This window comes from Paraburkholderia sediminicola (genome assembly GCF_046030555.1).
Lineage (GTDB): Bacteria > Pseudomonadota > Gammaproteobacteria > Burkholderiales > Burkholderiaceae > Paraburkholderia > Paraburkholderia sediminicola_E.
In genome coordinates, this window is the sequence record NZ_JAQQCH010000040.1 from 25,389 (window position 1) to 49,285 (window position 23,897).

Sequence of the window (23,897 nt, forward strand, 5' to 3'; positions counted from 1 at the left end):
GCGAATGAAAACGCCGCGCGGACTTAGCCACGCGGCGCAGCACGTCTGGATCCCGGTTTCGGCCTCAGGGCGATGCACTCGCGCTGGCCGGCGCGCTTGGGAGTAAGTTTGCCGTGCCGCCGCCTGCATCCGGAGGTAGCACGTCGTCCGGCGTGGGCGTGGGTGCCAGAGCCGGCTCGCCGTTGCCATGCGCCTCACCGTCGACCGCCCCGCTCGCCGATACAGGCGCTGACGCCGGTGCTTGAAGGAGCGGCGGCTGTGCCGGGAACGACTTGGGTTCGACATCCGCTGCGGACGCCGATGCAGGTGCCGACGCAGGCGCAGCAGCAGTAACAGCCGGCGCGTGACGCGGCGTATTGCGCGTGACAGCCGGCGCTTCAGTCTTCGCGGGCGCTGCAGCGAACAGATGCTGGAACCATTCGCGCAACCTGCCCGACCGTTCGGCAAACCAGCCCGGCTCCTGGTCGGTCGCGAACCTGACGCGGCTGTCGACCAGTTTCGACCTTTGCGCGCGCTGGAAAAAGTCGCCGACGATCGGCAACGCGCTGTGCGCCCCCTGGCCCCAGTAGTCGCTGCGCAAGGTCACGCGGCTGTCGTTGAAGCCAACCCATGCCCCTGCAACGAGCTGCGGCGACATCAGGATGAACCAGCCGTCGGCGTTACCCTGCGTCGTGCCCGTCTTGCCCGCGACGTCGCCGCGAACCCCGAAACGGCTGCGAATGCTCGAACCCGTGCCCCGGCTCACCACGTCGCGCATCACATCGACGAGCGTGCGGGCAGCGTCGGCCGGAAGTTCCTGCCTGGGCGCCGCCGGCGCGAAGTCGGCCAGCACCTCGCCGTTGCGGTCTTCGATACGCGTGACCATCACCGGTTCCACATAGCCGCCGAGATTGGCGATCGTGCCGTAGGCCGAGACCATTTCCTTCAGCGTCACCGGGCTCGTGCCGAGCGCGAGCGACGGCACCGGGTCGAGTTCGCTGTCCCGAACGCCCATGGCGCGCGCCAGTCGCGCGACCTTGTTCGGACCGACCTGCTCCATTAACTGGGCAGTGATCCGGTTACGGGAGTAAGCGAGGCCGTCGCGCAGGCTGATGGCGCGCTCGCTTGGCTCATCCTCGTCGCCTGGACGCCAGATTTCTCCGCCGGCCAGCGGAATCTCGACGGGTTTGTCAATAAACGTGTCGCTGGGCTTGGCGCCGTCTTCGAAGGCCGCGGCATAGACGAACGGCTTGAAGGTCGACCCTGGCTGGCGCCGCGCCTGCTGGACGTGGTCGAACGGGTCCTGGCTGAAGTCGCGGCTGCCGACCCAGGCTTTGATCTGGCCGTTGCGTGGATCCATCGCAAGAAAGTCAGCCTGCACCCGCGTTTTGGATTCGCAAACCGACTGCACCAGGTCGCGGTCGGACAAGACGCGCTTCATCGCGTCGTCGTCCGTCAGGCCCGCGTCTTTCGCGGCGCGATAGTCGGGCGTTTCGCGCAGGAAAGTCTGCAGCAGGTCCCGGCCACCTGAACAACCCGAGCGCGCACCCCACGCTGAGTTGGCGATGCCCTGCAACTGATTGCCCTGCAAGGTCACGGCCTGAGTGGCCATAGTCTGCAAGCGTGAATCGATGGTGGTGCGCACCACCAATCCGTCGGAATAGATGTTGTAGTCGTTGCGATCGGCCCATGCTGCGAGCCACTTGCGCAGTTGCTGCGCGAAGTGCGGCGCGGGTCCAGGCGGCTCGGTCTGCCGCTCGAAATCGATGCGCAGCGGACGGCGCACGAGCGTCGCGTAGGCCGCGGGCGTGAGCTTGCCGTACTTGACCATTTGCGCCAGCACCGTATTGCGCCGCTGCAGCGCGCGTTCAGGGTTGAGCACCGGGTTGTAGTAGCTATTGCCTTTGAGCATGCCGGTGAGCGTCGCGCTTTCCAGCACGTTCAGGTCGCCGGCCGATTTGTCGAAATAGGTTCGCGCCGCCATCTCGATGCCGTAGGCGTTGTAGAGGAACGGCACCGTGTTGAGGTAGGTCTCGAGGATCTCGTCCTTGGTGTAGAGCGCCTCGATCTTGAAGGCCGTGATCGCCTCCTTGATCTTGCGGGTCAGCGTGGGGGCGCGGCCGATCTCGTCCGGATAAAGATTGCGGGCGAGTTGCTGGGTGATGGTCGAACCGCCCTGGCGGTCGCCGGAAAACGTGTGCAGCGCGGCCGATGCCGTACGGCGCCAGTCGAGCCCGAAATGCTGGTAGAAGCGATGGTCTTCCGTGGCGATCAGCGCGTTCACCACGTTCGGCGAGATGTCCTGGAGTTTGACCCACTCGCGGTTCGAGGGCTTGAATTCGGCCAGCTGTTTGCCGTCCGCCGACAGAATCTGCGCGGGTTGCTCGATTTTCGCCTTGCGGATATCGCCGATGCTGGGCGTGAAAGGAATCAGGATCAGGACATACAGGACGAGCAGTACGGGGATCGCCGCGCAGGCCTTTGCCGCGCCACGCAGCGTGGGATGGCGGAGGTGCCATAGTGCCCGGGTGACGGGCTGGTTTGCGAGGATTAGCCCTTTTTCAAGGGTCTGCAGGAATGTGGGGATCAGACGCTTCACTCGGGTTACCGTTCTGCTTGACGAAGGCAGCATCGTATCAAGATGGGGGCGCCTGGGCGGCGGGTTTTGATTTGTATGGGGTTTGGGTGGCGTGCGCGGCGCTTTCTTTTTTGCCTGTTTGTTTGCCTGTGGCAGCGGACTTTTCTTGATCTGTTTGTCTGTTTGTCTGTTCGCCTGTGGCGTTGGCCTTTCCTTGAATTCTTATTGGTCTATTAGCGTCGCCCCTGTGCGGGGCAGGCACCTACTTTTCTTTGCCTGCTGCAAAGAAAAGTAGGCAAAAGAAAGCAGCTCACACCGCTAATTCTTAAGCGGGTCCCCTAGCTTGGAGGGGATAGTGGCGCATCTGGAATCCGTGCCCTCGCACACTCCGCCTTCGTGGCAAGGCCGTCATACTTCCGGCGGCGCTGCGCGCGCCGAAGCTTACTTCATAGAACCGACCTCCGCGTTCTCGTACTCGCATTTCGCTCACTATCGTGGCTCGCCATCGCCATCGCTTCCGCCTCTGCTTTTGCCCGTGCCTCCGCCATTGCGACTGCGACTGCAGACTCTCAGATTACCTGCTTCTGCTTCTGCTTTTTCCTCTGGAATGGCAATCATGGTTTTCGGCGTGTAGTTTTGCACTTTGATTCGTGTGTGGGGTTCGTTTTTGAACGCTTGGGCGCCTCGCCGAGGCGAAGCCGGTGGCCTCCCACCGCGCCTAAACGAAGCGCAGGTTTCCCGTGTCCCGTGCATACCCATCCGCGACGCACGAAGTGCGGAGTGGGAGCTGATGAGTTCTGTGTCACTAACGCTGAATGTGCGAGGGCACGGATTCCAGATGTGCCACTACCGCAACTGTGCGGGGGACCCGCTTAAGAATTGACGGTGTGAGCCGCTTTCTTTGCTTATCTTTCTTTGCGGCGGCAAAGAAAGTAAGTGCCTGCCCCGCACAGGGGCGAACGCTAATAAACCAATAACAATTCAAGGAAAGGCCAAAGCCGCAGGCGAACAGAAAGGCCAACGCCGCAGGCGAACAGAAAGGCCAACGCCGCAGGCGAACAGACAATCAACCGCCGAACAGGCAAAACAAACCCCACCGCCACCGGCAAACAAAAAACAACCGCCGAACAGGCCAAAACCCAACCCCACTATAATGTCGGCAATTCCGACAAGAGGTGCTTCATGATCATCAAACCGCGCGTGCGTGGCTTCATCTGTGTATCGACCCATCCGACCGGCTGCGAAGCCAACGTCAAGGAACAAATCGAATACGTCAAGGCACGCGGCCCCATCGCCAACGGCCCGAAGAAGGTGCTCGTGATCGGCGCATCCACCGGCTACGGCCTCGCCGCACGCATCAGCGCCGCGTTCGGCTCGGACGCCGCCACACTCGGCGTGTTTTTCGAGCGCGCCGGCAGCGAAACCAAAGCCGGCACGGCAGGCTGGTACAACACCGCCGCCTTCGAGAAATTCGCCGCGGACAAGGGCCTGTACGCAACCAGCATCAACGGCGACGCCTTCTCCGAAGAAGTCAAACAACGCACCATCGAGGTCATCAAGCGCGATCTCGGTCAGGTCGACCTGGTCGTCTACAGTCTCGCCTCGCCCAAACGCACACATCCGAAGACCGGCGAAGTCTTCACCTCGACCCTGAAGCCGGTCGGCAAGGCCGTCAACCTGCGTGGCATCGACACCGACAAGGAAGTCATCAAGGAAACCGTCCTCGAACCCGCCACGCAAGCCGAAATCGATAACACCGTCGCGGTGATGGGCGGCGAAGACTGGCAAATGTGGATCGACGCCCTTCTCGACGCCGGCGTGCTCGCCGACGGCGCGAAGACGACCGCGTTCACCTATCTCGGCGAAAAAATCACGCACGACATCTACTGGAACGGCTCGATCGGCGCAGCCAAAAAAGATCTCGATCAGAAGGTGCTCGGCATCCGCGAAAAACTCGCGGCCAAGGGCGGCGATGCACGCGTCTCGGTGCTCAAGGCGGTCGTGACGCAAGCAAGCTCCGCGATCCCGATGATGCCCCTGTACCTGTCGCTGCTCTTCAAGGTCATGAAGGAAAAAGGCACGCACGAAGGCTGTATCGAGCAGGTCTACGGGCTCTACAAAGACAGCATGTACGGCGCGACGCCGCATGTCGATGAAGAAGGCCGTCTGCGCGCCGACTACAAGGAACTCGATCCGGAAGTGCAAGCCCGAGTCCAGGCACTCTGGACTCAGGTGACCAACGACAATCTCTACGAACTCACCGACTTCAGCGGCTACAAGACCGACTTCCTGCGACTCTTCGGATTCGAGATCGCCGGCGTGGATTATGAAGCCGACGTCAATCCGGATGTGCAGATTCCCGGGCTCGTGCAGATCTGATGCTTGCTGGCAGGGGCCTTCGCGGCCCCTGCACGTTGTCTGTTTGCGGATCATCGGCAGCCCATCGCGGGCTGAACACACACGACATACACGACATACACGAAGGCTAGCGCGCGATGACGTTCGAGGCGGGCGAAGCGGCGATGTGGCGGCTGGTACAGCGTTATACAGGTCGAGTGGGATACCGGCGCGGCGTAAAGTCCGAAGGACTTTCAGCAAACCCGCCGGTTATCGATTGCTCCGGGTGGACCGCCCTGCTTCTGACCCATGCGCTGCACGCCGAAAACGAAACGGCTTCCCGCACGATATTTGCCGTTGACGACATAGAAGCGCTGCACACGTGGTCCGATCGGATCGTTCACGAGATCGAACACCGCACAGGATTTATTCTTCAGGGGGCCGGGATCACGGCCCACACCCTCCCGCGCCGCGCTACCATCGGCTTGAAGATGGGGGAGCCCGCATGGGCCATCAACCATCCCCGGCCACGCGGCATCACACACATCGTTCAGGTCGTCCGCCGCCCGGAGGATGACGCGCCGTTCGTTTCCGAATCCTTCGGCGGTTCGGTGGCGCCGGGAATAAGTCTCACGCCGCTGGCGGAATGGCTTGCGCGCTGGCAATCCCACATTCTCGCGAACGAAGCGTGGGCGGTGGACGCGTTTCGGCTGGCGTCATAGCCGAACGCATCAGGCGTGTTTATCCGTGTTGCGAACCGGCGCGTTTCAGCTGGACCGCTATCAGTCTGTGCGTTAAGCCACACATTGATCGATGCAATCGGTGTAGCGTCGGCCGACGGACCGTAGCCTCGTCGTCCGAAAGCCAGTCGTTGCTAACAACGCGGAGACACTCGATGAAATCCCTGCTCATACTTGCCATCACGATGCTGCCCGCTTTTGCGGCGATCGCACAGGCCACCGGTTCAACGGCGTTTCCCGACGATGCCGCAGCGGCATCGGCCTCCGACATTCAGCAGCGCTTAGCCGGCAAGACCTTCAACATCAAACTCGCCGATGGCAGCCTTTGGCACGTCCAATACAGCCCGGATGGCGCATACGACTTCAGCACCAACAAAGGCTTCACTGACAAAGGCGAATGGAAAGCGGAAGACGGCAAGGTGTGCAGCAAAGGCCACAAGATCGGCAGTTCCTGCAACGAAATTCGCACGAAAGGCGACGCGCTCTTTCTGAAGCGCGATAACGGCGAGGTGGTCGAGTTCGTCGAGCAGCATTGAACCGTTTTGAACCGCCGGACTGCTGACGCCGGTCACAAGACAGCGTCGGCTAAGCGCCGCTCTGGTGCTTTCGTATCAGCAGGGAAATGCCGCCTCAAGCGTGCGCAGAATGGCGAGTCCGATTGGGAAATCGTCGGAAAGGCCCGGATGGTTGGTGAAAAACTGATCGAGTAGCGGATAGACGTTCTGGTTGCCGATTGCAAGGTTTTGCGGCGGGCAGAACAGCGGCGGCCGCTTCTTCGACACCAGATCCCCGTTCGCCCATCCCAGCGCATTGATCGTGCCGGTGATGTAAGCCGCGTAGACCGAGTTGTTGTCGGTATGCGCCCAGAGCTTGTATTGCGAGGCCGTCATTTCGGCGCTTGCATTGAGAGTGAAACAGGCCGTAAGCAAAGCCACTGCAAAATTCGATACCCGCATCTTTGAACCTTCAATCTGTGTCGCAAAAGCGGCCATTGTAGGCGAGTCGGGTCGCGGTGCGCAGAAGCGTTCAGTGCTCAGGATTCCGTAAGCATTTCGCGGGTATTTTTGTAAGCCTTCGCGGGCGAAAAAACGGCGTGATGCCGGAGTAGCCGGCGCGGCCGGATAGCGTCACGAACGCGCGGTTTAAGGCGTACCGTTGCGGCAGTACTCGAGGTAACCCGGACGCATCGCAAGGCGTGCCATGTAAGCCGTCAGCGCTGGAAAACCGGCGTGCTGCAATGGCGTTTCGAGCCAGCGGTTAATCGAAAGCGCGATCGGAATATCCGCAAGTGAAAACGATGACCCGGCGACGAAGGCCCCGGTCGTCTCCAGTTGCCTGTCGACGATTGCAATATGCCTTGCCCAGTTCGCGCACGACAGGTCGATCTGTTGACGGTCCTGATGAGCCGGTGAATGCCGGACCAGCGCCAGAAACGCGTAGCTCCATGCCCGGTTGAGTTCGCTCGCCTGCCAGTCGATCCATTGATCGCACTTCGCACGTTCGCGAGGGTCGAGCGGATAGAGAGACTCACCGTCATAGCGGCCCGCCAGATATCGGATGATCGAGTTGGACTCCCACAGCACAAACTCGCCGTCCCTGATCACCGGAACCATGGCGTTGGGGTTCAAAGCGACGAATTCGGGCACGTCGGTCGCCCTGAATCCGGCCCCCCAGTCCTCCCGTTCAAACGGCAGGCCGAGCTCGGCGCATGCCCACAATACTTTGCGAACGTTGATGGATGACGCTTTGCCTAATATCTGAAGCATGGGATCGTGGCCGCTCGTTCGGTCGTTATGGATAACTTCATTCACCGGAATCCGGCTCGAATCGTAGCGTATCCATGACTCGCCAAAGCAGACAGATACACTTCGCGCCTGCCCAGCTGGGCCAGCGCTATAAACGCGCCGTGCATCGCCTCCCTGCCGGCCGGCCGAACTGGTGCTCTTGACCCGGCTGCTGGCGCAACGGGGTATCGAGCAGGAAAAGGTCGGCAAGGCACCCTGAAGGCGGTCCTCACCCTACCTAGATTTGATCAAATTTCCCAAAAGTAAAATTCCGTGCGATGATTTGATCAAATCCCATCATGCAAAACGTCCGCTTTCCCGACCCGGCAGCGCGTCGCGCCGTCTTCATCAACCGACTGGAGTCAACCTTGCAAAGCGACCTACGCGCCGACCTGCGTGAATTCCTGGAGCATCACCGCATCCATGAAGTGGAATGCGTGATACCGGACATGACGGGCGTCGCGCGCGGCAAGATCGTGCCGAAGAACCTGTTTCTCTCGGAAGGCAAGATGCACATGTCGAATGCGCTGCTGATGATCACCGTCAACGGCGAGTTCGCGAATTTCGAGCGCTTTGTGGGCCCAAGCGATCCCGACATGGTCTGCATCCCCGATCCGAACACGGTACGGCTCGTGCCGTGGGCCATCGAACAGGTCGCGGTGGTGATTCACGATTGCGTTGGACTCGACGGGCAGCCGATTGGCATTTCGCCACGCGCGGTGTTGCGCCGTGTGCTGAAGCTCTATGAGGACAAAGGCTGGCGCCCTGTGGTCGCGCCGGAGATGGAGTTCTACCTGATCGCGCAGAACAAGAATCCGCATGAACCGCTGCGCCCGCCGCTCGGCCGCGCGGGGCGTCACGAAGCCGGCCGCCAGTCGTTCTCGATCGACGCCGTCAACGAAGTCGATCCGTTCTTCCAGGACCTGTCGCGCTTCTGCGAGACCACGCATCTTGGCGTCGAAACGCTCGTGCACGAAGTCGGCGCGGGGCAGATGGAGATCAACTTTTCGCATGGCGACGCGCTCGATCTCGCCGACCGCGTGTTCCTGTTCAAACGCGCGGTGCGCGAAACCGCCTTCCGTCATGGCATTTTCGCGACTTTCATGGCCAAGCCGATGGAGCACGAGCCCGGCAGCGCGATGCATATTCACCAGAGCATCGTCGATAGCAAAACTGGCGAGAACATCTTTTCGCTGCCAGACGGATCCGCGAGCCCGCTGTTTTTCAACTATATCGGCGGCTTGCAGAAGTACATGCCGCAAGCCATGCCGATGTTCGCGCCCTACGTGAATTCCTACCGGCGCCTGTCGCGCTTCACCGCCGCGCCGATCAACGTGCGCTGGGGGTACGACAACCGCACCTGCGGTATCCGCGTGCCGAATTCCGGGCCGGACGGACGGCGGCTCGAAAACCGCGTGCCAGGGGTCGACGTCAATCCGTATCTGGCGATGGCGGCCACCCTCGCCTGCGGCTATCTCGGCATGGTAGAGCAGCAGCAGGCGTCAGCGCCGATGATCGAAAGTGCCTACGACCTCGAATACGAACTGCCGCGCGGTCTCGAAGATGCGCTCAAGGCGCTCCTGAAGTGCACCGAACTCGCGGATGTACTCGGCGACAAGTTCGTTCAGGCCTATTGCGCGGTAAAGGAGGCGGAGTTCGAGACCTTCTCGCAAGGCATTACCGCGTGGGAACGCGAGCATCTGCAACTGCTCGTCTGAGCGCGGGCGGTTTATGGAAATATCAGCGGAGAAGCCGGATTTGACTACCCGTCATGGCATCAACTGGGCGCGTGCGCAGACGCTTGTCGAACGCGAACGCAGCGCGTTTGCAGAGGCCATGCCGACATCGCGCGCGCTCTCCGAACGCGCCGCGCGCCATCTGTTGTTCGGCGTACCGCTGCACTGGATGAACGACTGGTCCACGCCCTTCTCGCTTTATGTCGATCAGGCCCGCGGCGCTTCGTTTACCGACGTGGACGGTCATCGCTACGCGGACTTCTGCCTTGGCGACACGGGCGCGATGTTCGGCCACTCGCCCGCCCCCGTGGCCCGCGCGCTGGCTACCCAGGCTGAACGCGGACTGACGACCATGCTGCCCGGCGAGGACGCCGCGTGGGTCGGCGAAGAACTCGCGCGCCGCTTCGGGCTGCCCTACTGGCAGTTCGCGATGACGGCGAGCGACGCCAACCGCTTTGCGTTGCGCTGGGCGCGCGCGGCGACCGGACGCCGGCAGATCGTGATCTTCAACGGCTGCTATCACGGCACCGTGGACGACGTGTTCGTCGATCTCGTCGACGGCAAGCCGCAACAGCGCGACAGCCTGATCGGCCAGGTGCACGACCTGCTCGGCACCACGCGAGTGATCGAATTCAACGACCTGGCCGCGCTGGAAAACGCGCTGAAAGACGGCGACGTCGCCTGTGTGCTGGCCGAACCCGCGATGACCAACATCGGCATGGTGCTGCCCGAACCGGGCTACTGGCGGCAAGCGCAGGCGCTGATGCGCCGCTACGGCACGCTGCTCGCCATCGATGAAACCCACACCATCAGTTGCGGACCGGGTGGTTATTCAACGGCGTACGGCCTCGAACCCGACCTGTTCATCCTCGGCAAACCGGTGGGCGGCGGCTTTCCGTGCGCGGTGTACGGTTTCAGCGCCGAACTGGCAGCCCGCGCGCAGCACGCCAAGCGCAGCGCACCGCCCGGCCACTCCGGCATCGGCACGACGCTCACCGCGAACATGCTGGCGATGAGCGCGATCCGCGCGACGCTCGCCGAGGTGATGACCGATGCCGCCTACGATCACATGTTCGCGCTCGCCGAGCGAATCGAGGCCGGCCTGAAAAGTGCGATCGCGCGCCACGGCCTCGCGTGGTGCGTGACGCGCGTCGGCGCCCGCACCGAATTCCAGTTCACGCTGACACCGCCGCGCAACGGCGCCGAAGCCGGCCGTCAGCTCGACCCGGAACTGGAGCATGTCGTGCATCTGTACCTGCTCAATCGCGGCGTGCTGATCACGCCGTTTCACAACATGATCCTGGTGTGCCCCGACACATCGGCGGCGGACGTCGACAGACTGGTTTCCACGTTCGACGCCTGCCTTGCCGAACTGACGAACTGACGAATTAAGCTGAGCGCATTCAGATCGTGGTTTGACCGAGCACGGCCGGCGCCAGGTCGTCGGCCTTTTTTGCAGCCTCTCTTGCAGCCTTTTTCGGCCCAGCACCGAGCTTTATGAAAACTTCGCGCCACCACACGCTGCAGGACCAGACTTACGAAACGCTGCGGCAATGGCTGACAATCGGGCGCTTCGTGCCGGGCGAGCGCATCAAGATCCGTCACGTCGCCGCCGAACTCGGGGTGGGCGAGATGCCGGTGCGCTCCGCCTTGCAGCGCCTCGCGGCCGAATCGGCGCTGGTGAACGTGCCCAATTGCGGCGTGACCGTGCCACGCCTGTCGAAAGAACAATTCGACGATGTGCTGCGCGTGCGCCTGATTCTCGAGGGCCAGGCCGCCGAACTGGGCGTGCCGCATCTGGGCGCGCGCGATCTGGAAACGCTGGACACACTGAACGAGGAGATGGCGCGGGCGCTGCGCACCACTAACGCCAAGGACTATCTCGACGCCAACGAGGCATTCCATCTGATTCTGTACCGCGCGGCCGGCTCACCGCTTCTGCTCGAGTTGATCGAAACAGTCTGGCTGCAGGTCGGGCCGATTTCGAATCTGTTGTTTGGCGATGCACAGTTTGCCAGCACGCTCAACGATGCGCACGACGACTTGCTGAGCGCCGCAAAGGCGCGCGACGCGGCCGGCGTGCGACGCGCGATTGAGGACGATCTGAATCATGCGGCGAGTTGTTTGCGTGCGCAGTGTTTGTAGCGGCTGGGCTGGACCTAGGCTTGGGGTCCAGTTTCGGGGGGCTCTTTGGAGTCTCAAGCTCAGCGCATCAGACTTGGGGGATTGAGGTTTAGGCTCAGCGTCTCCTCCCCGCATCACGCTTTCAGCGTAGCCTGCTCAAGAATCATGTCGTAAAGCGCCTGCGCCGCCGGTGAAAGTTGAGCGGTCTTGCGCGCCACGAGGACGAGCGTGCGCGAAACCACCGGATGCGTGAGCTCGACGGTGCGAACCGTCGGATACGCGCCCTTCTGAATGGCGAGCGCCGGCACGACGGCCGCGCCCACCCCTTGAGCGACCAACCCGACAGCGGTCGAACTGCGTTGCACTTCATAAAAGGAACGCAGCGCCAGCGCACTCTTTTCCAGTGCGACATCGAGCAACGCGCGATTGCCGCTGACCTCCCCGGCAAAGATCAGCGGATACGGTTGCAATTGCTGCCACGCAATGCGCCGCCGTTTTGCCAAAGGATGATCTTCATGGCAAATCAGCACGTAGCGATCTTCCGTCAACGGCACGCTGGCGAGATCCGGATGACGCTCGCCGGCGATATTGATGCCGAACTCCACCTCCCGGCGCAGCACAGCCTCCTCCACCGCAGACGACGCGTGATCGAGAATCTTGATGCGGTTATGCGGATAACGCGCGGCATACGCCTGCAGAATGCGCGGCAGATACTGCACGCCCACCGTCGGCACGCAGGCGATCGATACGTCGCCCCGGCGGGCCACGCCCGTCTCACGAATCTCCACCAGCGCATCGGCAAGCTCGCCCAACAAACGGCGCGCCTGCGGCAGAAAACTGCGGCCGATTTCGGTAAGCGCCATGGAGCGCGTCGTCCGTTCAATCAGCGTGACGCCGAGAAACGTTTCCAGCTTGCGCAGACGTTGCGTAATGGCCGTCTGCGTGACGTGCAGAGAATCCGCGGCGCCTTGAAAGCTGCCCCGGTCGGCAATCGCGACAAACGCCTGTACGCCGAGCGTGTCGATTTTCATTAGAAAAATGAAGGAATCGGAATGATAAATTCATTTTACTCCACCCTCGACCCCGCACAGAATAAGCGGATTGGATCGGTTTGACACCGCACACTGGGCGCGGATGTCAGCGAGAACCGGCCCGGCAATCAAGGCAAAGGACCGTGACATGACTTCATCGACAAATTGGTATGCGAAACAGTATGTGATGTTCGAAAACGAGCGCACCCGTCCGGTCAGGGATCTGCTGGCGGCGGTCCCGGTAACTGACGTGCGGGTGGCGGTCGACATCGGCTGCGGCCCCGGCAATTCCACCGAGGCGCTGGCGGCGCGCCTGCCCGGCGCGGCAGTCAGCGGTCTGGACAGTTCCGCCGACATGATCGCGGCGGCCCGCAAACGCCTGCCACACTTCCAGTTCGAGGTGAGCGACATTGCAACATGGGATGCCGCAGGCCCCTACGACCTGATCCTCGCCAATGCCGTGCTGCAGTGGGTGCCGGATCACGAGCAGCTATTTCCGTCGCTGGTGAAGAAACTTGCGCCGGGCGGCAATCTCGCCGTGCAAATGCCGGACAACCTCGACGAACCCGCGCACCGTCTGTTGCGCGAAATCGCGGCGGACGGCCCGTGGGCAAACAAACTCAAGGGCGTGGAGCGCACCATGCGCTATGGCGCCGACTGGTACTACGCGTTGCTCAAACCGCTGTGCGCGCGGGTCGACGTGTGGCGTACCGTCTACTATCACCCGCTCGCCGGCGGCGCGGACGCGGTAGTCGAATGGTTCAAGGGCAGCGCGCTCAGACCGTTCCTGGACGAACTTGACGACAGCGAGGAAGGCCCCTTCCTGGAGCGCTACCGGGGTGAGATCGCGCGGGCGTATCCGGCTCTCGCAGACGGCACCGTGCTGTTGCCCTTTCCGCGCCTCTTTATCGTTGCTACGCGCTAGTGCGGCGGCGCCGGCCCGGCCGCCGCGTGGTATTTGTGGCGCCCGCGTGGCCAGGGTCAGTCAGGAATTGCCGCTCGTGAATACTGCGTGATATTGTGTAACAGAAGCGGAGGACGGCTTGCCGTCCTGACCGGAACGCAAATTACAGCAGCGAGCGTCGCCATGAGTGATGTACGCCATCATCTGAGTCCACGTGACCGTTTGGAGCTGTTGTGCTGGCTCACATGCGGGTCCCTTGGCGCTTATTACCTGAATGAGGACTGGCCCGACGCGGCGTTTCAGGTGCAGGCCGCCCATAAGTGGCTCGACCTCCGGTCGCGGGAAGCAGACTGGTTGAGTATCGCCAGACTGTCGGCAACCGCACTGGAGATTGCGCGGCGGCACGCGAATTTTGTCGATGCCGACTGGGCGCGGGACGCTGTCGAGGAGATTCTCGATACCGACGAGCTTGACCCTCAAGCGCGGCTGGTGAAGCAGGTACTGGCGGATTGCCAGAGCGCGCTTGCGGACAAACGCGTGGCGGATTAGCGTTTTCCCGCGTGGCACGTTGAGTGATTCGCCATATGGCGCTGGCTGCGTTGATCTGTATGCCAGCGCCGCGCGGGCAGATCAGAAATTGTGCCGCACGCCAACGATCACGGAGAGTTGTTTATCCGTATCCGAATTGACGATATTCGGAATCTGCGCCAGATTCTCCGTTTGCCCCGTCGACGGATTGATCCCCAGTCCCGCACCGGAAGATTTCTGCCCGATCGCCACCGCATAGACCGCCGTCCGCTTCGACAGGCTGTACACCGCACCCAGATTGATCTGATGCACGCGCGTCGAAGCTCCGCCGCTCGGCTTGGCGTCGTTGAAGATATACGCCAGACCCAACTGCAAATCAGGCGCGAGCATATAGGTCGTGTTCAGTTCGGCAATGTCGAATGAAATATCGGCCCCGGCAGGGTTCGCCACGCTTGCGAAATACTGGCTCTGCGACAGACGCGTATGCGTATAGCTCACTGCCACGCTCGCCTTGCCGAACGCATACGAGCCCCCTGCTCCGAAAATCCTCACCTTGCTCGCCTGCTGCAGCAGACAATACGACGCGCCGGCATTCGCGCAGCTGAAATCGCCGATATATCCTGCAGTACCGCCTAAGGCCGCCTGCAACGGCTGATTCAACTCAAGATACCCCGCGCTCAACGACAGGGGCCCCTGTGCGTAATTCGCCGCCAGCGCCCAGCCCTTGTTCTGCGAAAAATTCCCCGCGACGCCACCCAGGCTGAACAGGCCGCCAACCGTCAAACCGCCGAAGCTCGGGCTGATGTACTTGATCGAGTTGTTGAAGTTGAACGCTTCGTTGAGGTTGTCGACGTCGCCGAAATGCGAGCCGTACAACGTCGCCCAGTTATTGCTCGATGCATAGGCGCCCATGTAGTCGGAAAACGGATCGTATTGACGGCCGAATGTCAGTGCTCCGTACGTGCCGTTGTTCAAACCGACCCATGCGTTGCGGTTGAATAGCGTATTCGATTGCACCATCGCGCCGTTGCCGATCAGAAAGCTATTCTCCAACGTGAAGTTTACCGTGGTGCCGCCCCCGATATCCTCGGTGCCCATCAAGCCCCACCGCGAAGGCACCAGGTTGCCGCCCGCCAGTTGGTAATTCGCGTGGCCGTTGGTGCTGCCGTCGGCGAGCGTTGTCTGCTGGTTGGTCGTGTAGACGACGCCGGCGTCGACCGTGCCATAGAGCGTCACCGAAGATTGCGCATGCGCGCCCATCGCGAGGCCGCACGCGGCCAGCGCAAGCGCCGAGCGCTTGACGAATTTGTGTGCCATATTTTTTGTCGAAAGTTGAGTGGTGAAATCAGCGAGAACCAGCAGGACGACCCGGCCGAACCCGCCGAACCAGACGAACGACAGCGCTCCGCTGCCGCTCGGGAATGAACGGCAGCAGTCGATCGTTAGAACGTGACGAGACGGGGCGCGCGCTGAGTGCCTTGCGCGCTGTTCGATTACTGCCCGAAGCGCGCGTAGATGTCTGGCCGCTTCTTACGCAAGATGAAACCGGCCACGACGCCGAAGAGCGCCACCGCGAATACGATCCAGGGGAAAGACCTGACGATCGGGCTGTCGGAGCCGCTGAGCGCATCGAGATTGCGCACCAGAATCACGCCGATATACAGCAGGCCGATGCCGCCCACCAGGGGCGCGAGAAACGAGTGCCATACGCGTGTGTCCTTGCGCGTCTTGCGGAAGAACGCGATGACGGAAAAACTCGTCACCGCTTGCAGCATCACGATACCGATCGTGCCGAGCGCCGAACTCCAGCTGAAAACGATGTTGAACGCATCGCTGCCCGCCGCGATGAAGAGCCCGAGCAGGACGCACACGGAGAACGTCTGCAGATAGCTAGCCACATACGGCGAACGGTATTTTTCGTGCACCCGGTTGAGCGCTTGCGGCAGGATGCCCTCCAGGCTCAGCGCGTGGATATAGCGCACCAGCGTGTTATGAAATGACAGCAGACTCGCAAAGATACTGCTGAGCAGCAGGAAGCTCATCACCGTCGTTACCGCACCGCCCAGGTACTTGCCGGATTGAATGAACCAGAAATCGCCCGGCTGTTTCGTCGCGACCGCGACCACGTCGTTCAGTCCGTACGCGCAAACAATCGTCCACGTAACGAAGGCGAAGAACACGAGAATCAGTATCACCGAGACATACGTCGCGCGCGGCACGGTCACCTTCGGGTCCCGGCATTCCTTGCCGTAAATCGCCGTCGCTTCGAAACCGATAAACGACGCGAAGGCGAACATCACGGCAATGCCGAGGTGGCCGCTGAACACGTGCTCCGGTGTGAACGGCGCGAGCGTGAGGCCGTTCGGGCCACCGCCATGCACGACGATCGCAATGGCAAGCAGCAGCAGAATGCCCAGTTCGAGACACATCAGCACGCCGAGTAGCCGGCTATTCAGATCGATACCGCGGATGCCAGTGAATTGCACCACTGCCACGCAGATCAGCGAATAGCCGTACCAGGGCATTGCGGTATGCAGGAGTGGAGAAAGAATCACCGTGCAGAAGAATCCAAACAACCCATACAGCGCGATCTGGATGAAGGTGTACGACATCAGCGCGACGAGTGCGCCGGCCATGCCCAACGGCCGTCCGAGTCCGGCCGTGATGTACGCGTAGAACGCACCGGCGCGCACCACGTGCCGGCTCATTGACGCAAAACCCACGCTGAAAATCAGCAGCACGATGCCGGCAATCACGAACGCGCCCGGAATGCCTGCGCCATTGCCCAGGCTGATCGCGGGCGGCACCGCGCCGAGCATCCCCGTCAGCGGTGCGGCTGCGGAAATCACAAGGAACACGATCTGCCACAAGCCTAGCGTATTGCCCTTCAGTTTCACGGGGTTCTCCGCGTCGATCAAACGGGTCGGAGAATAGGGTTCATTCATCGCTGCCTCTATTTTGTTGGCTAGTCTGGAACTCGCCTGAACCCTGGAAATGCTGGTCAAGGCGCTCGGTCGACCGACGTTCGATGATTCGGTGTGAGCGCATGGTAGGTAGCTAAAAAATAAAACGACTTCGCGAATTGCGCCAAATTTTCGATAATTTGCGCCAATGCTCGTGAGCGTGTCAGGCACTACGGTTCGCAGCGAATACTTAGGAACCTGAAGCTTTTTCGTGTGACGATTGCGCTTTCGCGTGCTTTCAGAATGACAACAATCGCATCACCCCCTTTTATTGTTTTTTCCAGTTGCGCGTGGCGCGCCACAGCACGGTTGCGTCGGCATAACCTACGGCGCGAGCGATCTCCGCATTGGTGAGCCCGTCATGTTCAAGCAGTCCTTCCACACTACGCTGCCGCTCTTCGCGCACGATCTGCCGCACGGAAGTCCCTGCCTCGGCCAGATGCCGTTGCAGCGAGCGATGCGAGAGACCGAGATCCTTCGCGATGTCGGCGACGATCAGCTTTTCGTGCGCTAGCCGCCGCATCACCAGATCGCGCACCTGTTCAACGATGCTGTGGGGCACCGCGTCGCGCGCAATCAGGTCGGTCGCATGGCGCTCCATCATGCGCGCCATCTGCGTGTCTGCGCTCTTGAGCGGCGCATCAAGATCTTGCGGACGCAGAATCACACCATTGAAAGGCTGATGAAAGCGCACCGGTGCGCGGAAATTACGCGCATAGGGTTTGAGGTCGGCAGGCGCGGCGTGTTCGAAATGCACTTCGACCGGATTCCATGCCGCGCCGCGCACGAGCCGGATCATATGGCACATCGTCGAAAGGCTGTATTGCGCGTCCTGCTGGCGCGGCCAGATTTGCGGATTGGCGATCTGATAGGTCCAGACCGGCCATTCGCCATCGCGCAGCAACTCGCAGCTGGTGGTGTTCTGCCACGACGCGAGCGCGAGCGAAAACTTGCGTATCGCCGCATTCAAGGTCGGTGACGAGAGAAACACGAGCCCCACCGGCCCAAGCTCCGTTACTTGCAATTCACTACCGAGACGCAAGCCGAGCGAGGGTTCTGCGAGTACTTCAGCCGCACGCTCGAATGCCGCCACATAACGCGTGAGCGGCAGGATTTCATACGGATTCGACAGGAGCTTGCGGCTCATGCCGAACGCTTCAAGCAGGGCGTCGCAATTGGCGCCTGATGCATCGAGTGCGCGCACAACCGGTCCCATTACCGCGCCGCGGATCATCGGGAAACTGCCGTTGAGCGTGACTTTTTTCATGCAGAGCGTCTCCTCTCAAGTCTTCGCTAATGTACTGCCGTGTCATTGAACCTGGCGCACTTTATCGTTCATTTGGCGCGATAAGCAAGCGCGAAAATAATATTGGGTTCCTACGATTGGCCATCGACTCAGCGTTCGCCGCGCTTCATTCAGCATCGCCGGCACGCAGTCTGGTCCAGCACACTCCTTACGGGAACCCTATGAACACGAATGCCACGAAAGCCGCTCACGCCCCCGTTCATCCGCTCGATCCGCTGAGTCCGGACGAAATGCAGCTTGCCTGCGATCTCGTGAAGGCCGCCGAAAACCTCGACGCGCAGGTCCGCTTTCCGATGGTCGAATTGCGTGAGCCGCCGAAGGCTGAAGTGCTCGCATTCAAGTCCGGCGAATATTTTTCGCGCACGGCGTTCGTACTGGCAATCGACCGCACGAATGGGACGACCACTGAATTCAATGTGGATCTGAGAGAGAAGAGAGTCGCCTCGCGCAACGTGCTGCCGTTCGATCAGGCGCCTTACGGCCAACCGCCGATCATGATCGAAGATTTCATGAACGCCGAGCAGATCGTCAAGGGCGACGACGCCTGGCGCGTTGCCGTGATGAAACGCGGTCTGACCGAGAAGGATCTGGAGCGCGTCCAGGTCGATCCGTTTTCCGCCGGCTGCTTCGACCGGGAGAACGAGAATGGCCGGCGCCTTGTGCGTTGCGTGAGTTACTACCGCGAAACCGTGACCGACAACGGCTACGCGCATCCGATCGAGGGCGTGGTGGCGGTAGTCGATCTGCTCGAGAAGAAAGTGATCGAGCTGGTGGACGACGGCCGCATCATCCCGATTCCGCGTGCGAAGCACAACTACGACACGCCGAGCCTCGGCGAGCCACGCAACACGCTCAAACCGCTGTCGATCAGTCAACCCGAGGGCCCAAGCTTCAAGATCGACGGCTGGCATGTGAGCTGGCAGAACTGGAACTTCCGGGTCGGCTTCACGCCGCGCGAAGGGCTGGTGCTGCATCAACTGTCATGGGACGACGGCAAGAACACGCGGCCGATCATCTACCGTGCGAGTGTGACGGAGATGTGCGTGCCCTACTCCGATCCGAGCACGAATCACTACTGGAAAAGCGCATTCGATGCCGGCGAATACGGCCTTGGCAAACTGGCGAATCAACTTGAACTCGGTTGCGATTGTCTCGGCACGATTCGCTATTTCGACATCCCGTCAGCCGACGATTTCGGCAATGCGTTCCTGATGAAGAACGCCGTGTGCATGCACGAAGAAGACTACGGCACCCTGTGGAAGCACTATGAATTCCGTACCGGCGTCTTCGAAATGCGCCGGTCGCGACGCCTTGTGATCTCGTTTTTCGCGACGGTGGGCAACTACGACTACGGTTTCTACTGGTACCTGTATCAGGACGGCACGATTCAACTCGAATGCAAGCTGACTGGCATCGTACAAACGTCGGCGGTGGCCCACGGCGACACGTATCCGTGGGGCGGCATGATCACCGAGAATCTCGGTGGCCCGACCCACCAGCATTTCTTTAATGCACGGATGCACATGATGGTGGACGGCGAACGCAACACCGTCAGCGAGCACGAATTCGTACCGCGTCCGATGGGCGAAACGAATCCGTACGGCAACGTCTTCGACACCACCAGGCGCGTGTTCAAGACGGAGGGCGAAGCCGCGCGCCTTGCGAACGGTGGCACGGGACGCTACTGGAAGGTGACCAACCCGAACGTGAAGAACGCTGTCGGTGCGAATCCGGGCTACAAGCTGATCGTCAACGACTCCCCGCTGATGCTGGCCGACGAGCGCTCGAAGGTCCGCCAACGCGGCGGCTTTGCGACACGTCACGTGTGGGTCACACCATTCGACTCCGCCGAGCGCTACGCGAGCGGCGACTATCCGAACCAGCATGCGGGTGGTGATGGTTTGCCGCGCTACATCGAGGCGAACCGCAACATCGAGAATGAAGACATCGTCTTGTGGCACAGCTTCGGTCACACGCACGTGTGCAAACCCGAGGACTTCCCGGTGATGCCGGTGGAATACGCCGGCTTCATGCTCAAGCCGAACAACTTCTTCTCCGCCAACCCGACGATGGACTTGCCGTCCGAGCGTGATCAGAACAGCGTTGAAGACGGCAAGTCCACGGATCATGGCTGCTGCAAGCGCTGATTCGGCGACGCGCGGCGAACGGCTCGCTGCTGCACGCTTGACCGACGCGACATGCGTGCGTCCCGAGATCGCGTGCAGCGTGGAGCGCCGGCTGACTTCAAGCGAAGGCGGCGTGGCACGCATGCGGAGTGCGGACGTGGGCAGTGCGGTGCACGGGCGGATTGCGTGCGCGAGGGGCATGGCACGCGGGTTAATTGCGAGCACGAGTCGGGCAGCGCGTGTGTCGATGGCAAGCGTGGGCGGTGCGGCACGCGGACTAATAGTGGGCGTGCGTGGCGCCGCGCGCGCTCTAATTGCGAGCGTTAGCGGGACGGCCTGTGTGTTGGTCGTGAGCGGCTCCGCGACCCTGGTGACCCAAGCCGGTCTTAGTCAACGAGCCAACGCGCTGTGGATGAGCGTGTTGGCGTTGGCAACGATGACGATCGTGCCGTTGTTGGTGTCACGCATGTCCAAACCGCACACCACGCTTGCAACGGCGGTGACGCTGATTGCCGCGATGAGTGCAATGGTCGTCGTGCCTGCGTATGTGAGTGGATTGGATCATTCCACCACGATAGCTGAGTTGTTTGTGGCAGCAGGTGGCGCATTGCTGTTGTACGGGCAGCATTTTGCTGGCGTGCCAGCCTTGCCTCCTGCGGACTTCGATCGGAATCAACACGCGAATCAAGACACGGACCAGTCTGCCAAGGTCATCCACGCGATCGGCACGACGGCGCTGCTCGCATTGCTTGCGGGCCTATCGAGCGGCAGTCTCGCGCGTTTCCAGTTGTTTGCGATTTGCGGCATGAGTGGCACACCAGCGGTATGGCAGATCTTGCTTTCGGTGGGTGCCGTTTGCGCGATGGCATTCATCGCCGACCGTTCTGGCGATAGCAACCGAATGTTGATTGTGCTGTACGTGCTACGAGCGGCGTTAATTGGGGTCCTTGCATCCGTGGACAGTCCAACACTGGCACTACTTGCAGGAAAGATATTTCTGATTCTCGACTGTCTGACGATTCCGGCGCTCATGAAACTGCGGAGAAAATCACGCGGCGCATTGAGCACGGGTTGTCCCGGCGCGGCCCACCACATCGGCATGGTGTTGGGAGCGACGTTATCGACAACGCCCTACTTTTTCGGCGACGGATTCATCGTGCTGTATGCGCTAAGCGCGATCACGAACGTGATATGCGCCGGCGCATTAGCAACCAACTGGTTCGAAAGAAAAGCACACCGCGAGCAGCCAAACCACCTCTCCCGCGAGGCAGAGGCAGACTCTTCCGACGAGCACAAAGTGCAAGTCGGGAAGTATGACTCCCTTGTCACGAATGCCGAATGTACGAGAACACAGATTCCAGATGTTCCACTACCGTCTGAGAGCTGCGGGACCCGCTTAGCAGGCGTGGTGTGAGCCGCTTTCTTTTGCCTACTTTTCTTTGCGGCGGCAAAGAAAAGTACGTGCCCCCCGCACAGGGGGAACGCTAATAAACCACAAACAATTCAAGGAAAGGCCAAAACCCAAGGCAAGCAACAGAGCAACAGAGCAACAAAGCAACAACCGAATAGCACCGCCAACATCCCCCCGACGGAGACGAACCATGACCGAACAGAAAATCCAAACAGCGCAGCTACCAAAAACAATGTTCATCAACGGCGAAAAAACCACAAGCGCCGCAGGCAAAACCTTCCCCATCTACAACCCGGCAACAGGAGAACAACTAGCCCACCTCCCAGACGCGTCAGAATCAGACATCGACCACGCGGTCAAAACCTCCAAAGCAGCCTTCGAGTCAGACACCTGGCGCAGAATGCCGCCAACCGCCCGTGAACGCTTGCTACTAAAGCTAGCCGACCTGGTCGAACAACACACCGACGAACTCGCCGCACTAGAAACCCTGAACCAGGGAAAACTAATCGCCTTCTCCAAGATGCTGGAAGTCTCAGGCAGCGTCCAATGGCTGCGCTACATGGCTGGCTGGGCCACCAAAATCGAGGGCACCACCTTCGATCTGTCGATCCCCTTCCCGCCCGGCACCCGCTACAACGCCTCAACAAAGCGCGTCCCGGCGGGCGTCGTCGCCGCAATCGTCCCGTGGAATTTCCCGCTTCTGATGGCAGTATGGAAAATCGCCCCAGCGCTGGCATGCGGCTGCACGGTAGTGCTGAAACCCGCCGAGGAAACGCCGCTGACGGCGATCCGCCTGGCCGAACTGGCCCACGAAGCCGGCTTCCCGCCGGGCGTATTCAACGTCGTCACCGGCCGCGGCGAGACCGCCGGCGCAGCGCTAGTCAAGCATCCCATGGTGAACAAAGTCACCTTCACGGGATCGACCGAAGTGGGCCGCATCATCGGCCGCCAATGCGCTAGCGATCTGAAACGGGCGTCGCTGGAACTGGGTGGCAAGAGCCCGGTGATCGTGCTGGACGATTGTGATCCGAAGAAAGCGATTGAAGGCGCTGCCGGCGCGATTTTCTTCAACCACGGACAGGTCTGCACCGCGGGTTCTCGCCTGTACGTTGCGCGATCGATCTATGACGAAGTCGTACAAGGCATTGCGGCGGTGGCTGACAGCATTGCATTGGGTTCCGGGTTCGATGCAGCGACGCAGATGGGACCGATGGTTTCCGCACGGCACCGCGACAAGGTCATGGGAATGATTGCGCAAGGCAGACAGGAAGGCGGCGAGATCCTGTCGCGTGACGCGGCCGTTGATGCGGATGGCTTCTTTGTCCGCCCGACGGTCATTGCCAATCGCACATGCAAGCCGCTTTCCGTGGTCAGGGAGGAGGTATTCGGGCCGGTGCTGGTGGCAATGCCTTATGACGATATCGACGAGGTCCTGACGCAGGCCAACGCATCGGAATATGGTCTTGGCGCGAGTGTGTGGACGAATCAGCTCGACAAGGCGTTAAGGCTGGTTGACGGCATCGAAGCGGGAACCGTTTGGGTTAACACGCACAACATGGTTGATCCCGCCATGCCATTCGGCGGGTTCAAGGCGTCCGGGATTGGACGCGAACATGGGAAGGCTATCGTTGATTCCTATACTGAAATCAAGTCTGTTTGTATTGCTTATTGACGGGGGTATTGTCTGCGCGGCGCCTGTTTCGTCTGTTTGCCTGCGGCGTTGGCCTTTCCTTGAATTCTTAGTGGTTTATTAGCGTCGCCCCTGTGCGGGGCAGGCACCTACTTTTCTTTGCCTGCTGCAAAGAAAAGTAGGCAAAAGAAAGCAGCTCAAACCGCTAGCTCATAAGCGGGTCTCCCGCACAGTCACGGTAGTGGTGCATCTGGAATCCGTGTCCCCGCACATTCGGCGTGAGTGACAAGGGCGTCATACCTCCGGCGGCGCTGCGCGCGCCGACGCGGTACTTCACTCACGACCCACCGCTTTTTTCGCGCAGCAGTACCTCACAAGGCTGCCTGCCGTGCTCGAATCCACCGGCCTCTCTCGAAGCTGCCTGCCGTATTTGATGCCCACGGCACTTCAAAAGACGGCTTACCATTTTTGCACCCGGCCACGCTTCGTATGCCGCTAACTATGTTGGGTATCGGCGACGATTCTGAGACACTGAGTCCGCTGACGCCGAGGCGAAGTCGAAGCCCCACCGCGGCCAACAGCCCCCTTGGTTTCCCATGCAGACCCATCCGCGACGCACGCAGTGCGGAGTGGGAGCTGACGAGCCCCTCGTCACTCACGTCGAATGTGCGAGGACACGGATTCCAGATGTGCCACTACCGCAACTGTGCGGGGGGCCCA

At 60.9% G+C, this 23,897-nt stretch carries 18 protein-coding genes; 11 read left to right on the forward strand and 7 right to left on the reverse strand.

The features are described 5' to 3' along the window. Window positions 1–64 precede the first annotated feature (64 nt). Window positions 65–2,578, reverse strand: coding sequence for a penicillin-binding protein 1A (locus tag PQQ52_RS32865; RefSeq protein WP_408220908.1), 2,514 nt, complete (start codon window positions 2,576–2,578; stop codon window positions 65–67). A gap of 1,161 nt (window positions 2,579–3,739) precedes the next feature. On the opposite strand from PQQ52_RS32865, the gene fabV reads away from it, so the two are divergent. The 3 genes from fabV to PQQ52_RS32880 all read left to right on the forward strand — a co-directional run bounded on the left by fabV (window position 3,740) and on the right by PQQ52_RS32880 (window position 6,170). Further along, window positions 3,740–4,936, forward strand: a complete 1,197-nt coding sequence (gene fabV, locus PQQ52_RS32870; RefSeq protein ID WP_408220910.1) for an enoyl-ACP reductase FabV — start codon at window positions 3,740–3,742, stop codon at window positions 4,934–4,936. A gap of 116 nt (window positions 4,937–5,052) precedes the next feature. Continuing rightward, window positions 5,053–5,616, forward strand: a complete 564-nt coding sequence (locus tag PQQ52_RS32875) for a hypothetical protein (protein ID WP_408220912.1) — start codon at window positions 5,053–5,055, stop codon at window positions 5,614–5,616. 173 nt (window positions 5,617–5,789) lie between these two features. Next, window positions 5,790–6,170 carry a hypothetical protein gene (locus PQQ52_RS32880; RefSeq protein ID WP_408220913.1) on the forward strand — a complete coding sequence of 127 codons (381 nt, stop codon included), beginning with the start codon at window positions 5,790–5,792 and terminating at the stop codon, window positions 6,168–6,170. 75 nt (window positions 6,171–6,245) lie between these two features. Here PQQ52_RS32880 and PQQ52_RS32885 read toward each other — a convergent pair whose 3' ends face one another. Then, the gene (locus PQQ52_RS32885) at window positions 6,246–6,524 is read right to left on the reverse strand and encodes a hypothetical protein (RefSeq protein WP_408220915.1); all 279 of its coding nucleotides are present in this window, start codon (window positions 6,522–6,524) and stop codon (window positions 6,246–6,248) included. Window positions 6,525–6,776: 252 nt separating this feature from the next. Beyond that, the gene (locus tag PQQ52_RS32890; RefSeq protein ID WP_408220917.1) at window positions 6,777–7,400 is read right to left on the reverse strand and encodes a glutathione S-transferase family protein; all 624 of its coding nucleotides are present in this window, start codon (window positions 7,398–7,400) and stop codon (window positions 6,777–6,779) included. A gap of 386 nt (window positions 7,401–7,786) precedes the next feature. On the opposite strand from PQQ52_RS32890, the gene PQQ52_RS32895 reads away from it, so the two are divergent. The 3 genes from PQQ52_RS32895 to PQQ52_RS32905 all read left to right on the forward strand — a co-directional run bounded on the left by PQQ52_RS32895 (window position 7,787) and on the right by PQQ52_RS32905 (window position 11,299). Further along, window positions 7,787–9,136, forward strand: coding sequence for a glutamine synthetase family protein (locus PQQ52_RS32895; protein ID WP_408220919.1), 1,350 nt, complete (start codon window positions 7,787–7,789; stop codon window positions 9,134–9,136). 40 nt (window positions 9,137–9,176) lie between these two features. Then, window positions 9,177–10,538, forward strand: a complete 1,362-nt coding sequence (locus tag PQQ52_RS32900) for an aspartate aminotransferase family protein (protein ID WP_408220921.1) — start codon at window positions 9,177–9,179, stop codon at window positions 10,536–10,538. Between the two features lie 113 nt (window positions 10,539–10,651). Then, window positions 10,652–11,299: a GntR family transcriptional regulator gene (locus PQQ52_RS32905; RefSeq protein ID WP_408220923.1), complete on the forward strand. Its 648-nt coding sequence runs from the start codon at window positions 10,652–10,654 to the stop codon at window positions 11,297–11,299. Between the two features lie 113 nt (window positions 11,300–11,412). Here the strand turns inward: PQQ52_RS32905 and PQQ52_RS32910 are convergent, their stop codons facing one another. Next, window positions 11,413–12,309 carry a LysR family transcriptional regulator gene (locus PQQ52_RS32910; RefSeq protein WP_408220925.1) on the reverse strand — a complete coding sequence of 299 codons (897 nt, stop codon included), beginning with the start codon at window positions 12,307–12,309 and terminating at the stop codon, window positions 11,413–11,415. A 148-nt stretch (window positions 12,310–12,457) separates the two neighbouring features. Here PQQ52_RS32910 and tam point away from each other — a divergent pair, with 148 nt between their 5' ends. Together tam and PQQ52_RS32920 are read left to right on the forward strand one after the other, a co-directional pair. Further along, window positions 12,458–13,234 (forward strand): trans-aconitate 2-methyltransferase, encoded by a 777-nt coding sequence (gene tam / locus PQQ52_RS32915; RefSeq protein WP_408220927.1) that lies wholly within the window; start codon window positions 12,458–12,460, stop codon window positions 13,232–13,234. 162 nt (window positions 13,235–13,396) lie between these two features. Beyond that, window positions 13,397–13,762: a hypothetical protein gene (locus PQQ52_RS32920; protein WP_408220929.1), complete on the forward strand. Its 366-nt coding sequence runs from the start codon at window positions 13,397–13,399 to the stop codon at window positions 13,760–13,762. An 81-nt stretch (window positions 13,763–13,843) separates the two neighbouring features. Here PQQ52_RS32920 and PQQ52_RS32925 read toward each other — a convergent pair whose 3' ends face one another. The 3 genes from PQQ52_RS32925 to PQQ52_RS32935 all read right to left on the reverse strand — a co-directional run bounded on the left by PQQ52_RS32925 (window position 13,844) and on the right by PQQ52_RS32935 (window position 17,971). Next, a complete protein-coding gene (locus PQQ52_RS32925) occupies window positions 13,844–15,058 on the reverse strand; it encodes a porin (protein WP_408220931.1) in 1,215 nt (404 codons plus the stop codon). A gap of 176 nt (window positions 15,059–15,234) precedes the next feature. Beyond that, the gene (locus tag PQQ52_RS32930; RefSeq protein ID WP_408220933.1) at window positions 15,235–16,686 is read right to left on the reverse strand and encodes an APC family permease; all 1,452 of its coding nucleotides are present in this window, start codon (window positions 16,684–16,686) and stop codon (window positions 15,235–15,237) included. A gap of 286 nt (window positions 16,687–16,972) precedes the next feature. Next, a complete protein-coding gene (locus PQQ52_RS32935) occupies window positions 16,973–17,971 on the reverse strand; it encodes an AraC family transcriptional regulator (protein WP_408220935.1) in 999 nt (332 codons plus the stop codon). Window positions 17,972–18,171: 200 nt separating this feature from the next. On the opposite strand from PQQ52_RS32935, the gene PQQ52_RS32940 reads away from it, so the two are divergent. From PQQ52_RS32940 to styD, 3 genes are all read left to right on the forward strand, one after another. After that, window positions 18,172–20,157, forward strand: coding sequence for a primary-amine oxidase (locus PQQ52_RS32940; protein ID WP_408220937.1), 1,986 nt, complete (start codon window positions 18,172–18,174; stop codon window positions 20,155–20,157). Window positions 20,158–20,506: 349 nt separating this feature from the next. Continuing rightward, on the forward strand, window positions 20,507–21,550 hold the full coding sequence (locus PQQ52_RS32945; RefSeq protein ID WP_408220939.1) for a hypothetical protein: 1,044 nt from the start codon (window positions 20,507–20,509) through the stop codon (window positions 21,548–21,550). A gap of 187 nt (window positions 21,551–21,737) precedes the next feature. After that, the gene (gene styD / locus PQQ52_RS32950) at window positions 21,738–23,219 is read left to right on the forward strand and encodes a phenylacetaldehyde dehydrogenase StyD (RefSeq protein ID WP_408220941.1); all 1,482 of its coding nucleotides are present in this window, start codon (window positions 21,738–21,740) and stop codon (window positions 23,217–23,219) included. Window positions 23,220–23,897 lie beyond the last annotated feature (678 nt).